The following is a 13,196-nucleotide window of genomic DNA, read 5'->3' as shown; positions in this document are numbered from 1 at the left end:
AAAATAATAGAGAGTGGGGTTTAATCCACTCTCTTAGCGACAACAACAAGCCTGCCATTGTTTCTTGAATATTCACAAGTAGAAAGAGAAATCAGCTTGTCGCCATACTCTGCCGATACTCCGGTATCATACAGAGAAAGTTCCTTGCACTTGGCAACATACGCATCAAACTCTGCCACATTTTCTGCGTCCGTAAACTCATAATACTTAAAGCTGTCAGAGCTGTTTGTATAAACAACCGTCTTAAAGACTGCAATCACTTCATACTGGTGTCTATCCGTCAGTGTATCAAAGGTAACCGTCTTATGACCTTCCCAAAAGCTCTTGTTTCTGTACTTCATCAGTCCCGTAAACATCGAACCGTCATTCATGTGGTGTCCGTAAATAATGATGTTATCTGAAGGTTTCTGCACATCACAATTTTCCTGCACATATGGACAGCCATAAGCGGAATAGGTCTTATCAAACTTGTGCTTCAGGTAGAAGTTCGGCTCATTTACAGACTGCACGACCGGATAGTTGATATTGGTATCCTCAACCTTTATCCAACCCACCATATCCTCATTCTGCCGATAAAGTTCAAAATATTCCGCAAGATAGTCCTTATCTTCCGAAAACGTCACGCCCTCATTTTCCTTTGGCGGCTCGTCCTCCACAATCTCCGCAAGGTTATCATAGACTTCATTCTGCTTGGCAGAGTCAATGTGATTACGGATAATAAAGAAGGTGCTTACAGACAACACTACCGTAAACACCATCGCAATAATAATATAGATTTTTCTGCTCATTTTCTCTTACCTTTCCATATCGTTTCTCTTAGGTGGAGTCAAATCTCTGCAATACTCCGGATACCTCAACTTGATACCCTCCATGAAATACGGAGCATATCCACAACAGAACAGTTCCTCCGGTGTATAGAGATTTTCCCTGCCTTCTTCCGTAAATCCATTCCAGAGATTAAAGGCAAGGTGGCAGACCTTGACTGTGCCACTTGTCTGCCAACCGCCGTGCATACCTTCCGGTATGATGCAGTCCCTCTTAAAATCAAACATCTTTCCGATGTTCATTCTCGTTTCTTCTGAAATACCCATCACATAGAAAAATGCTCTGTGATAGCAGTCGTTGACTTTGCACTTATCCAGATTTTCCAATACAAAATCTCTGTGTGCAGCATTGCGAAATTGAATTTTAGACATTGTAAATCCCTCCTTATGCTTCGCCTGGTTTGGTTGTCATCAGTTTATAAAGTTTCGTGTTCTTAGGGAATTTGTTTGCAAACGGTACAAGCGAACTTCCCACCTTGATAAGTCCGTGTCCTGCTTCCACATTCGTGATATAGGACATCTGGAGGTCAGAAATATTCAGAAGTTTTGCAAGCTCAAGCCTGTCTGTGGAAGCCTGATTCAGCATAATGATGAACTCTGAGTTTGCAAGCATTGTTCTCGCTGTGTGGCTCTGCAAAAGGTCATCGACATTCTGAGTGATTCCACTTGCGTATGCACCGTATTTTCTCACACGCTTCCACAAGGTAAAGAGGAAGTTTGCAGAGTATTCGTGCTGGAACAGAAGATAAATCTCATCAATGAAGATAAAGGTGTTCTTACCCTTTGCACGGTTCTGTGTGATACGGTTCAGGATAGAGTCAAGGACAACAAGCATACCAATCGGCATAAGCTGTTTACCCAAATCAAGAATGTCATAGCAGATAAGGCGATTATTGGTATCCACATTCGTCTGCTTTGCAAAGGTATTCAGAGAACCGTGTGTGAAAAGTTCAATGGCAAGTGCCAGTTCCTTTGCTTCCGGTTCGTCCTGCTGCAAAAGTTCTGCCCTGAAATCCTGCAAGGTCGGTATATGTCCCTGATAGTCATTCTGCTGATAACTGCGATACACGCTTGCCGTGCAACGGTCAATGATAGACTTCTGCTTCGCTCCGAGATTTGTTCCTCCGATAAGCTGTTCACAAAGGGACATAATAAACTCGGATTTCAAAATGACAGGGTTTGCACCGTCGCCGTAATCCTTATTCATATCCATTGCATTGATGTGATTGTCGGAAGTAGCAGAAATATTGATTACCTCTCCACCCATTGCATTGACAAGCTGTGAATACTCTCGCTCAGGTCGATGATGATAATATCTGCGTCTGAAGAAAGCACCTGATTGATGATTTCTCCCTTTGCCGCAAATGACTTACCGCCACCAGATACACCGAGAATAAAGGAGTTACCATTCAAAAGCTGCTTACGGTCTGCGATAATCATATTTTTGCTGATAACATTCTGACCGTAATAGATACCGTTCTCGTGGAAAATATCCTGCACCCTGAATGGGATAAATACCGAAAGGCTCTCTGTTGTAAGTGTTCTGAACGCATCAATCTTTCTTGTACCAAATGGCATTACCGTGTTGAGTCCATCTACCTGCTGAAATCTCAGTGTTGCAAACTGGCAAAGATGTTTTCTTGCTGTGGTAAGCAATGCTTCCGTATCATTCTCAAGCTGTTCCTTACTGTCTGCTGTAATAACCATCGTGATAACAGCGAACATCATTCTCTGGTCACGGGTCGTAAGGTCATCGAGGAACTCTTTCATTTCTTTCTTCTGCTGCTCCATATCATACGGAACAGTTGCAGAGAAGTTATTATTGGCATTCTGCCTACGCTGCCAGTTTGTAATATTGGTTTCCACCCCAAGCAGACGGTTCTCTGCTTCCTTTACTGCTTCATCAGTCGGAACGGGAACAATATCAATGGACATCATCAGATTTCTGTTCATATCAGTAAGTTCCGCTACCATACTGTCCTTGATATAGGACGCATATTCACGAAGAAAAAGGACTCTTCCATAACGGTTTCCCATCTTGAAATAGTCCTTTTCAAATTCCATTGTGTCGGGGCAGATATAATCCTTAAAATCGTGTCCCTTTTTTCTTGTTTCCTTAATATCAAAGTGGAAAGAGCTTTCCTCTCCCACACGATAAAAATCGTGGAAAATACGAAGTCTTTCGTCTGTTTCCAGTTCCACGCACTTACTTCCAAGCCTGCCGAAGTGAGCAATCAAATCTGCACCGACACGGGCAAAATAAGTTCTTGCGTCCTCCACATTCTTTTTATTGATGGAAATGGTAATATACTTATCCTGAACAATAGAGTTTGCACCCGTTGCCTTATCCAGAAGCATTTTGTTGTATTCTTCTCGATACTCGTCCAGATTATCTCCGGTTGTCGGAATAAGGATTGTCTGCTCAAAATCCAGTCTGTTGAGCCGACGATTATTGATTGTGATTTTTGTCGTTGCACCACTATCAAGAGAGTTCAGAAGTTCAGAATATTCAAGGAACATCGCTTCCTTATCCTCACGGCTTGCCACTGCATAGTTAATATCCGTAAAGCGGTAGGTCTTTGAATATTTATCCTTTCCCACTTTGAAAATGCCATCATCAAAGATAGCTGCCACGGGAATCACGTCCTGCACCCCTTTCGGTACAACAAATTTTTCTTTATCCTGCTTAAACAGGTTCGTAAGAGTCTTAATCATAAAAACTCATGACCTCCTTTTGGAAAAAAATATCGCCACTGATTATAGTGACGATACATCAAATTGGTTTTATTTAGTTCCAGTGCTTTCTTGAATTATATACATTATTGACTGCTTCAATATAGCAAATGAAAGAGGAATGGTTGTAGTCGTTGGAAGTTAAATACTGATTTTTTATTCTCAGATACTGCTCTCTAACTAATGTCCATTTTCCTTTTTCTTTGATATACTTCGCTTTCTCTCTAATGTTTCTTGAATTAGGTGCTTGATTCCAGAAATATCTGTTTGGAAAACGTCGCTTATCGTGAATAAGGCGATGATAGTTCCCGTCTGTATCCTCGCAAACAATACAAATATCCATTGAAAACTCTGTACTATTCCCCTGATTAAAGTGCCGCTTTTCCGTTGTCAAAGATGAGGTAGAATCTTGGCAGTCGCTCCACCCATATTCTCTAAGAACAATATTGAAAGCCTTTCTGACACATTCTTTGATTTCTTTGCAATCTTCCCAATCATCTATTCTTGTAATTTCAAGATTATAATCCAAATCAATCGGTCGATTAGCATTTTGTAATATCAGGTTTCTTGCACCACTACCCACGAGATAGAATGAAGCACCAATATCATATTCTTCTTTAAGCGTATGACAAAGGTCTTGCATTATTTCTCCACATAACGAACGCATACGGCTCAGAAACTGTTTGTCTTCCACATACTTATACATATTAACATTTCTCCTTTCTTCCCAAGCCGCCCATCTAGTCAAATGCTAAATCATTATAGTATATTCAGAAAGCACTTGTCTGTCAATAGCTTAAATCTCATTTTATGTTTTAGATTCTCGGAAATGGTCTTTCTGCTTCTGTTCAATGCTTGACTTCATCAGTTCGTAATACACATTGGTAGAATGAAACACCAGCTTCTTCGGCATTAAAAACTCCGACTTTATCCACGCATAGATTGCTTTTTCTGCGGTCATACCGTTGTACTTCACAAAACCAAGTGCCGCAAACGGAGCAGCACCCAAAATGCACACCCACGATACGGTTTCCGTGCCAACATACGGTCTGAGCAAGAAATACAGTCCTACCGCAACGCCACAAGCAAGAACAGAAAAAATGAACTGTCTGAGCGACAGTCCAAAAAACATTGACTCTGTATAATTTCTGATTTCACGGTTAATTTTTACTTCCATATCTGTTTCCTTTCCTGCGGTTTCGGTCGTTCTCCCTCCCGCATTTATCATTCAGGCAAAAGACTTTGCCCTTCCGTTTACCGCCATAGTAAACACATTTCTTACAATTTCTTTGGTTCATCTCAAAATCTCTCCTTAAAGTCCCATCATTTCTCGGATAATACGGTCAGACATCTTTACCGCACCGACAAGAACGAGCATATTAAATACCAATTCCCCGATATATGCCCACACCTGCGTAACTGCTGCTGCGTCAGGATTAACCACTGGCGGCGATGAAGCAAATACGGAGAAAATAATACAAGCAAGTACAATGACTGCCCCTTCAAGCAGAACTGCACAATAGCTCTTGATAAAACTCTTGCCGACATTCTGTGTCGGTTCTCCTGCAAATGTGGAAAGCGGTATCGGTGCAAGTGCTGTGTACATATACAACTTAAAAAATCTTCCGTACACCGTCATTATCAGAATGAACGACAGCACCGTGATAAATAATCCTCCGATAAGCGTTACCGCCCACAATGGAATACTCTCGAAAAATCCGCAATCCTCTATGGTCGTTACCATCTCTGCGGGCAAGGTCGTCTGTTCCGGAGTTCCAAATCCGGCAGCATTCATAATGGTTGAAATTGTCCCCTGCACGATATTAAATAATGCAAGCATAAGCTCCATTCCGTATGTGATAACACCTTTCGCCAGTGCAAAACGAACAAAGAGTTTCAGTGCGTGTTCTGGTTTCTTCACATCTGTAAAACTTCCGCAGGTCTTTACCATACCTATCACAAAAAACAATACAAGTAAGGCAAGCCCGATAGCCTGAACTGCACCGTTGATGTCAACAATAACATTCCAGATATTCCCGCCCTTAAAGTTCTGCGGTGTAGTTGTGATGAGTGCCCATATTTCCGACAGTTTTTCATTCCAAGTTTCAAGGGCATTTTCAAGATTTTGAACTACCCAGTTATCACTCATTCAAAGCACCTCCTTACAATTAAGGGGTGTCCCGTAACTTGGCACACCCCTCGATAACTGTGTAACTCTTATCTTAGCCTGTGATAAGAGTAAGGATTTCTTTCGCAAAAGTGATAATGACACCACCTGCAAGAGTCAGGAATCCATTGGCTCTCTGAGAAGGGTCGTGAGATTTGAGCGAAAGACCGACCTGCACGATACCAAAGCCAAGCAAAATCATACCGATGGCACGGATAAGTCCGAAGATAAAGTCAGACAGATTGTTGACTACGGTAAGCGGGTCATTCGCTGCAAATGCAGTCGTTGTCATTCCAAGTGCCAACGCACCGACAATAACCATTGTGCAGTAAGCACGGAAGCCTTTCTTGACCTTTCCGGTCATAGGCAGTTTCTTTGTTTCCTGAGTGTCAGTTGCTTTTTTCTTAAAAATAGTCATAGTTGAATACCTCCAAAATTTAATTTGTTTGATTGTTTATAAACAGAGCTTCCATCTCCTCATCGGAAAGAAGTTCCCAGTTCGTTTCTTCCATTTCCTTTTCAGGAAGTGTTGCAGGGTCAATATCCCAAATGGCAATCGAAGCAATATCTTTTGTAACTTCTCCGTGCTTATAAGGACTTGCCTTTCCGTCTGTGGTAAGTGCCACATTCGGGTGTTTCATAATGTCATATTTGAAATCCATAATGGGTCTTTCCCCACGGATAAATAAAATAGCGTACTGATTATCGAGCATACGCACCTCATCAGGGGTAAGTAACTCTCTGCCGCTAATCTGATAGTTGGTGGAATAGTTACCGCTTCTTCCAGTACTCTTTCCGAACGTGTTGGTATCAATGGTTTCCTTGCCTAACAGCTCCGACACATATTTATGGGTTGACTGCTCATTTCCACCGAGGTAAAGAAATTCATCGCAGTTACCCACAATGCTCTCCCACTGTTTTTCAAACAAGGCTTTAAGCTGTGCCAAGTTCTGTAAGATGATGCTTACCGATACCCCACGGGAACGCATAACCGACAGTATCTTGTCGAAATCGTCCGGCAGTGAAACATTGGCAAATTCGTCCATCATAAAATGAACAGGCATCGGCAGACAACCGCCGTGGATATGGTCGGCTGCATAAAACAACTGCTGAAAGAGCTGTGTGTAAAGAATGGATACCAAGAAGTTGAAACTGGAGTCGTTATCCGGTATCAGTGCAAACAGTGCCACCTTTTTCTCTCCGAGTGACTGCAAATCCAGTTCATCGGCAGAAGTAAGAGCAGCAAGACTTTCCAAGTTAAACTTTTCAAGCCTTGCTGCAAGGGTTATCTGTATGGATTTTAATGTTTTGGAAGAACCGGAATGATAAGAGTGGTAATACTTCAAAGCAATGTGGTCAGGATTATCTATCATCAAATCCGAAAACAGATTATCAAGCGGAGAAGGACTTGGGTCGTCCTCGTCCTCAATCGCCCCGGCTCTGAGCATTTCCATTACCATCGCAAAATTCTGTTCTTCCGGCGGTGCTTCATAATGCAGATAAAATACAAGTGCAAGCAGAAGCATTGACGCTGCCGTATCCCAAAATGGGTCATTGCTCTGTGAACCTTTCGGAGTGGTACTCTTAAAAAGATTGGTTACGAGCTTCTGCACATCATTGTCATTCTGCAAATAAACAAAAGGATTGTAACAATGGCTTTTCTCCATTGAAATCAAATCAAGCACACGCACTTCGTAACCTTTCTTCTCAAGAAGATGTCCCGTATCTCGCAGGATTTCCCCTTTCGGGTCTAATATCACATAGCTGTTTCTTGCAGCATTCATAATATTAGGCTTTGCATAAAATCTTGTCTTACCTGCACCGGAGCCACCGCACACAAGCGTATTCAGATTTCGTCTGTGCTTCTTGGCATTAAGTCCAATGCACACATTCTGAGTCATCAGCTTATTTTCTGATAGTGGCTTTTGTCGGTACTTTTTATCAATGGCTCTGACATTGCCCCATTTGGCAGAACCGTGTTCTTCTCGTCTGCGGTAATTCTTTCTTGTCGAAAAGTAAATCCCGATACCCATTCCATAGCATAAAAGCAAAATGAGGACAGTTTTTAAGCTGTCCCCACATAATTTTATGGAAAATGGATTATCAAAAAGTGTCGCAAGATTGGCTGCTATCTCCGGCAATCCTCCGCTTATGGAAGGTGCAATCAGAAGTGACAGCCATATAACCGGAACGATACCGACAATGGATAAAATAATGGCAGTCTGCCTGTCATTATCTCGCTTCATCTGAGCGTTTCCTTTCAATCACTTTGAACTTTTTCAATGGGGCATTTCCGACTTTTACAAGCAGGTCGTCTACTGCGTCTGCGGACTTGCCTTCCTCCATCAACTTTGTTTTCTCATCGTTTAAGGAGCGAATGACAACACCGTGTTCATAATCGTCCAAAGCAATGTGGTAGAGTTTTTCTTTTTCCATATCTGCCCTCCGTTATCTCTCATAGTCCTTTGAACGCTCCTGCTTCTTGCGGAACATTTCATCAGAGATATGACTGTGAATTTCTGCCATTGCATTTCGTGTCTTGGAAAGCTCCGCACGGATTTCTTTCGGCTCTTTGGAAGCCAGTCCCTCCGGAATACGGTTAATTGCAAAATTCTGTGTATCTACGCCATACTTCTTGCAAATCATATATCCGATACACACTGCCTGAAAGCCCATATCCCTGCGGCTGTAACTTTCGCTGTTGATGGAAAGCTGTGCGTGTCCAAGTTCCTGAGCGACACACTGAGCAACTGCTACGCTGTCGCCCACATTACGTTTCACATACAAGGTCTGCTTTTCATTATTATAGAAAGCTGCCATATTCGGATACGGAAGTTCATCGGTTGCCGCAACCTCCACCGGAGATACATCAAGCATTGCCGTGATAAGTGCTTTCGGGTCACGGTTTGCTGATACTGCCGGAGCTTTTCTTCCATTTGTCTGCGTAACATCAAATACCTTTTTGACATTGTAGGAAATACCCGGAGAACCATCTGTTCTTGTGTATTCCACTGGTTCAAGAATAGAAATACTCTTTGCCCCTTTGGTAATCTTCACATTGTCCTTACCCCAATCATCAAAATCTTTAAGCTGTGTCGCCTGCGGATACTGACTGTAAATAAGGAGAGCATTTGCTGCGGAATATCTGTCCATTCGACTCTGCGTATCAAGAAAGTTCTTGAACTTCTCAGGGTCACTCACAATCTCACGGGCAGCATCATCAATCATCTGATAGACTTTTTCTTTTTCTGCTCGCTTCTTTTCTGCATACTCCTCTTTGGATAATCTTGGCTGATTACCGCCAGCCTTTGCGGGTTTGAAATCATTTGTCATAGTGAATTACCTCTCTTTTGTTTTGGGTTTCTTCTTCGGCTGACGGTGTACCGTCTGACCGTTTTTCTGCTGCGGATTCTTGCCGCCTTTCTTAACCTCCGGCTCTTTACGCTCTGCTTCTTTTTGCTGTTTTGCCTGTGCCTTGTAACGGTCAAGTTTCTCTTTGACCGATGGTTTTTCCACTGGCTTTGCAACACCCTTATCAGATTGCGTTTCTACCGGCTCTGAGTTTTGCCTTGACAGAGGGCTTTTGTCTGTTTTGGCGACTGAGGGGTTTGCGTTTGCTCGCTCCTCTTTCTGCATTGGATTTCTGACCGCTTCTTCCATAATGATTTCACTCTTGGATTTAGTCGGCTTTTCTTTCTCAACCGCTTCACGGTCTGCGATAGCCTTCTCTGCTTCACTGACAATCGAAGCCTTATCCACCTTGCCAAGTTCAAATCTTTCAACGATACGCTGAATTTTAGAAGCGTCCTCTGCTCTTGCAATAATATCTACCGGAGCGTTCTCTCCCTTTGTGTTCTTATCTCTGAGGACACAATAAAGAACGCCATAGCGTTTTGCCTGTTCGGTAAACTTCTTCAAATCCTTTTGCGGAATGGAAAAGACTTTCAGCTCCTTGCCTGACTTAATCATATTGGTAAGCCTTGCTTTACCCTTCGTCTTTTGTTCCTGCTTCAGAACAGATACCAAAAGCAATGCGATATTCTTCGCCGCCGAACCACTTAATCTTGCAGCAACTTCAAATCCTTCAAGCGAAAGTCTAACGACCTGCTCTGCTGCGTCACCACCGTTGTTCATAGCGTGATTTCTCCTTTCTCTGCTGTTTTTGTTCCTCTGTTTCGATATGCTCAAGGTTTTCTTCCATAACCTTTGACCTCTCCGCAATATTTTCGCAGAGTTTTACTTCCCGTCGGAGTTTCTTCAATTCTCCATTGATAGAAGCGATTTCATCTTTTGCCGCCTGAAGCTGACCATCATCAATATTTGTTCTTATCTTTTTTCGGAGATGTGTTCTTCCGGCAATCAGATTTTTCATCTGCTCCTCTAAGGAAATCTTATATGAAAAAAGCTGTTCGTCCGTGGAAATATTTTCTCGTCCGAGCAGCCTTACTTCATCAGTAATCTTATCGAGCTTCATCAAATCATCTTTCAAAAGATAATGAAGCCTTGCGTTATTCTGTTTCTTATACTTGGGCAGATAACCGAGTCTGTAACAGTAATACAGATACAGCCCATAAAGTCCGCCTTTCTTTTTCAGCTTCTGCCCTCTGGTCTGCATACGGTACTGTCTTGGTTTATAGGTCGCCCTCTGGAACGGCTCAATCTCTGCCCATCTGTCACGATTTTCTTTGATACGCTCTACAATCCGGTCATTGGTATAATCTGCTCCGAGATTTTTCAGTCGTATCGGCTTATCGTATCCCTTTGGAATGACCGTCCAGTATTTTCGGCTTGGACTTAGGTTATAGGCATATCCCATTTCCTTGAGAGCAAACTGAAATTCTTTCAGGGTCTTGCTGTGGTCGATAGCATAATCAATGGCTTCTTTTGCAACCGAGTAGCGTGTCAGCATACCTGCCTTTTCTTTCATCGTCAGATAATCCGACTGCTTACTGCGGTTCGGATTCGGGTCATAGTAAAGTCCGTACTTCTCACAAATTCTGTCTGCAACTTTTCGGAATTTGAACCACGCTTTTTCCTCGCCCCACAAATGTTTCCCATCGACAAAAGAAATAGAGTTGATGACAAAATGGCAGTGCAGATGCTTTGTATTCAGATGGGTTGTCACAACAACCTGAAATCTTTTACCCCACACTTCATTTGCAAACTCCATTCCGATTTTCTGTGCCATCTCAGGAGATATATCTGTTTCCTTGAAACTCAAATATCCGTGGTAGGCTTGGATACCTTCTGTCTTTTGGTACTGTTCCTTAACCGTTATAAACTGGTCACGGGCAATCGCCACATTACAGTTGATACCCTCAACATAAAATTCTCGCTCTGTTTTTTCTTCGTCCTTTGCATAAGCAATAACATCAGCAAGAGCCTGATACTGTTCTGGTGAAAACTCCCTTTTGATATTTGCAGAAGTCTTTTCGGGATTGGTTGCATAGTCAATGACCTGACCAAGCCTTTCTGTTACCGACCACAACTTTGTTACTGCCATTTCATTTCGCTCTGATTCGGACGAAGATATGTCCTCTCAATCTCTGACTGGAACTTATTCCACTTCGCAGCTTCATTCTTCAGCATAGGTGCGTCAATGAAACCAAGTGTATTCGCTTTGGCAGCAAGCTGATTGATGTTATTACCGATAGAGGAAAGTTCCCTCATCACATCATAGAAACGGTCATCGGGTTTCTCTTTCGGTTCGTAACCTCTGATAAGCAAACGGATAAGTCCTGCTTCGGAAAGACAAGCCTTCTTTGCCTTAGCTGCCAAATCCTGTGCTTCCTTGCGGTTAAAGCGTACAATCTTCTGAATGTTTCTCTTTCTCATAATCGGTATCTTCCTTTCTCTTTACTCTGCAATCTTTGTTAATCTGGAATAAGCACATCATCGTAACGCCAAGACAACTGCCGAGCAGTGTTCCGGCGGCGATAAGTAATAACTCTCTCAAATCAAGTTCTCCTTTCTCACGAGGTATTAGGGGCAACCCCTAACGAGCCTTTTACCGTTTGGGAAACTGTGTTTATCCAAATGGTCTGCTCGCTAAGAATAAACATCTCCTCCGGGTTGCCCCGTTCTCAGTCTACTATCTCTCATAATCCTTTGATTTCGGCTTAAAAGGTTCAGCCACGATATTGCCGCCCACTTCCTTAGAAAAGCGTTCAGGATATTTGAACTGCTCCTTGTATTTCTTCATCATATCGTCCGGCAAGCTCTGAAAACTCTCACTCTCAGGCGGTGCATAACAGACAAAGAATTTGCCGCAGATAATATCTACCATCTCTTTCTTATCATTGTCCTGCACATAAACTGCACGGTTAAGCGGAAGTCCTCTCATCTTTCCTTCCTCATTACAGATGATTGCAACGTCATCATCATAGGGCATATATTCCTCAATATCCCCGCCGACAACCTCCTGCATTGCTTCCAGACTGTCGTCGATTACAATTTCCTTCGGGTACTTTTCCGGTTCTACCAAGAGAACTTTAATCTTAGAATCATTCATCGTTCTTCATTCCTTTCGTGTGTTTTTTTATTGTAAATGCCCATCCGCATACAAAGAAAATCGTTGAAGTCCTTACCTGCTTTTGGTGGCTCATCAACGATTTCATACTTATCCGGCAGAATGGTTTTTAAGGTCTGTGCTGCCTTTCTGCCCGCTATATCATTGTCAAAATGGATACGGATTTTCCTGACAGATGGGTTACTGCCAAGATACTTTTCCAGTGCAATCGGCACTTTACTGTCCTCAATTTTCTTTGCCGGAGAATACACCCCGGACAGCGAAACAAAGCTCATTTCTTTCCAGTTCTGCCCGTTCAGCTTCGCAAGCGTGGCATAGGATAACAGGTCTATGGCACACTCAAAGAGGTGTACTTCCTCCAAGTTTTCCTTACCAAGCCGAAAAGAATAATCTTTTTTACTGCCACTGCAATCGCCCATAATCCTACGCTTATTCGTGGAACGGTAGGCTGCATATTTCGGCTCTTTCTTCTCGTCATAGCCTACAAACACAACATTGTGATACGGCAGGCTCTCAAAGATAAGGTCATTAGAGATACAGTAATTGATGATTTCAAAATCTATTCCTCTCCCGAAAAGATACTCTGTAATCACTCTGTTGGAAGCACATTTTTCAGGGAGAAGAAGCGGTTTATTTTCCTCTTTTGGCTGTGGCTTTTCATAGACCGGAGCCTGAATCGCTGTGTGTCCGATAATGGTTTCCACCGCTTCAAGGAAGCTGTAACCTTTGACCTTAATCAGATAATCCAAAGCACTCCTGCCGCCGATACCTCTCGACCACCATATCCATTTCCCGTTTGAAATCTTCAAGCTGTCGTGGGTTCTGGTGCAATAGGTGTTACCTGAAAACTTAACCAACTCATACGGTTCATAATTTTTCAGGTAAGTTAGTAAGTCCATCTGCTTCGCCTGAATGATTAACTCAGGTGCGATAAAAGGCATAT

15 protein-coding genes and 1 pseudogene are annotated in these 13,196 nt (G+C 42.6%); all 16 read right to left on the bottom strand.

What is annotated here, in order from left to right; translation table 11 throughout:
• Positions 1 to 20: 20 nt before the first annotated feature.
• Positions 21 to 788, bottom strand: a complete 768-nt coding sequence (srtB, locus tag DXA20_RS00525; protein WP_118558922.1) for a class B sortase — start codon at positions 786 to 788, stop codon at positions 21 to 23.
• Between the two features lie 6 nt (positions 789 to 794).
• A complete protein-coding gene (locus tag DXA20_RS00520) occupies positions 795 to 1,196 on the bottom strand; it encodes a DUF6075 family protein (protein ID WP_002594682.1) in 402 nt (133 codons plus the stop codon).
• Positions 1,197 to 1,209: 13 nt separating this feature from the next.
• Positions 1,210 to 3,539: pseudogene (locus DXA20_RS00515) on the bottom strand (VirB4-like conjugal transfer ATPase, CD1110 family).
• 73 nt (positions 3,540 to 3,612) lie between these two features.
• On the bottom strand, positions 3,613 to 4,263 hold the full coding sequence (locus tag DXA20_RS00510) for a hypothetical protein (RefSeq protein WP_118558921.1): 651 nt from the start codon (positions 4,261 to 4,263) through the stop codon (positions 3,613 to 3,615).
• 102 nt (positions 4,264 to 4,365) lie between these two features.
• Complete coding sequence (locus DXA20_RS00505) at positions 4,366 to 4,734, bottom strand: PrgI family protein (RefSeq protein ID WP_055062742.1); 369 nt, start codon at positions 4,732 to 4,734, stop codon at positions 4,366 to 4,368.
• A 135-nt stretch (positions 4,735 to 4,869) separates the two neighbouring features.
• Complete coding sequence (locus DXA20_RS00500) at positions 4,870 to 5,706, bottom strand: hypothetical protein (RefSeq protein ID WP_118558920.1); 837 nt, start codon at positions 5,704 to 5,706, stop codon at positions 4,870 to 4,872.
• A 73-nt stretch (positions 5,707 to 5,779) separates the two neighbouring features.
• The gene (locus DXA20_RS00495) at positions 5,780 to 6,142 is read right to left on the bottom strand and encodes a hypothetical protein (protein ID WP_015530024.1); all 363 of its coding nucleotides are present in this window, start codon (positions 6,140 to 6,142) and stop codon (positions 5,780 to 5,782) included.
• 19 nt (positions 6,143 to 6,161) lie between these two features.
• A complete protein-coding gene (locus DXA20_RS00490; protein WP_055062740.1) occupies positions 6,162 to 7,970 on the bottom strand; it encodes a VirD4-like conjugal transfer protein, CD1115 family in 1,809 nt (602 codons plus the stop codon).
• On the bottom strand, positions 7,957 to 8,160 hold the full coding sequence (locus DXA20_RS00485) for a hypothetical protein (RefSeq protein ID WP_008789327.1): 204 nt from the start codon (positions 8,158 to 8,160) through the stop codon (positions 7,957 to 7,959). Before DXA20_RS00485 ends, DXA20_RS00490 begins: the two co-directional genes overlap by 14 nt.
• 12 nt (positions 8,161 to 8,172) lie before the next feature.
• Complete coding sequence (locus tag DXA20_RS00480; protein WP_118217386.1) at positions 8,173 to 9,057, bottom strand: LtrC-like protein; 885 nt, start codon at positions 9,055 to 9,057, stop codon at positions 8,173 to 8,175.
• Positions 9,058 to 9,063: 6 nt separating this feature from the next.
• The gene (locus tag DXA20_RS00475; RefSeq protein WP_066517854.1) at positions 9,064 to 9,858 is read right to left on the bottom strand and encodes a PcfB family protein; all 795 of its coding nucleotides are present in this window, start codon (positions 9,856 to 9,858) and stop codon (positions 9,064 to 9,066) included.
• Positions 9,842 to 11,227, bottom strand: a complete 1,386-nt coding sequence (locus DXA20_RS00470; protein WP_118558919.1) for a relaxase/mobilization nuclease domain-containing protein — start codon at positions 11,225 to 11,227, stop codon at positions 9,842 to 9,844. Before DXA20_RS00470 ends, DXA20_RS00475 begins: the two co-directional genes overlap by 17 nt.
• Positions 11,218 to 11,559 carry a plasmid mobilization protein gene (locus DXA20_RS00465; RefSeq protein WP_002594670.1) on the bottom strand — a complete coding sequence of 114 codons (342 nt, stop codon included), beginning with the start codon at positions 11,557 to 11,559 and terminating at the stop codon, positions 11,218 to 11,220. Before DXA20_RS00465 ends, DXA20_RS00470 begins: the two co-directional genes overlap by 10 nt.
• Positions 11,522 to 11,680 carry a DUF3789 domain-containing protein gene (locus DXA20_RS00460; protein ID WP_087203228.1) on the bottom strand — a complete coding sequence of 53 codons (159 nt, stop codon included), beginning with the start codon at positions 11,678 to 11,680 and terminating at the stop codon, positions 11,522 to 11,524. The genes DXA20_RS00465 and DXA20_RS00460 overlap by 38 nt, the downstream gene beginning before the upstream one ends.
• A gap of 135 nt (positions 11,681 to 11,815) precedes the next feature.
• On the bottom strand, positions 11,816 to 12,235 hold the full coding sequence (locus DXA20_RS00455; protein WP_118558918.1) for a DUF3846 domain-containing protein: 420 nt from the start codon (positions 12,233 to 12,235) through the stop codon (positions 11,816 to 11,818).
• Entirely contained in the window at positions 12,232 to 13,194 is a 963-nt protein-coding gene (locus DXA20_RS00450) for a DUF3991 and toprim domain-containing protein (RefSeq protein WP_118538337.1), read from the bottom strand. The genes DXA20_RS00455 and DXA20_RS00450 overlap by 4 nt, the downstream gene beginning before the upstream one ends.
• Positions 13,195 to 13,196 lie beyond the last annotated feature (2 nt).

Source organism: Roseburia sp. AM59-24XD (assembly GCF_003478445.1).
Classification (GTDB): Bacteria; Bacillota; Clostridia; order Lachnospirales; family Lachnospiraceae; genus Jutongia.
Note: the sequence above shows the minus strand (reverse complement) of the source record. Positions and strands in the feature narration are given on the sequence as shown.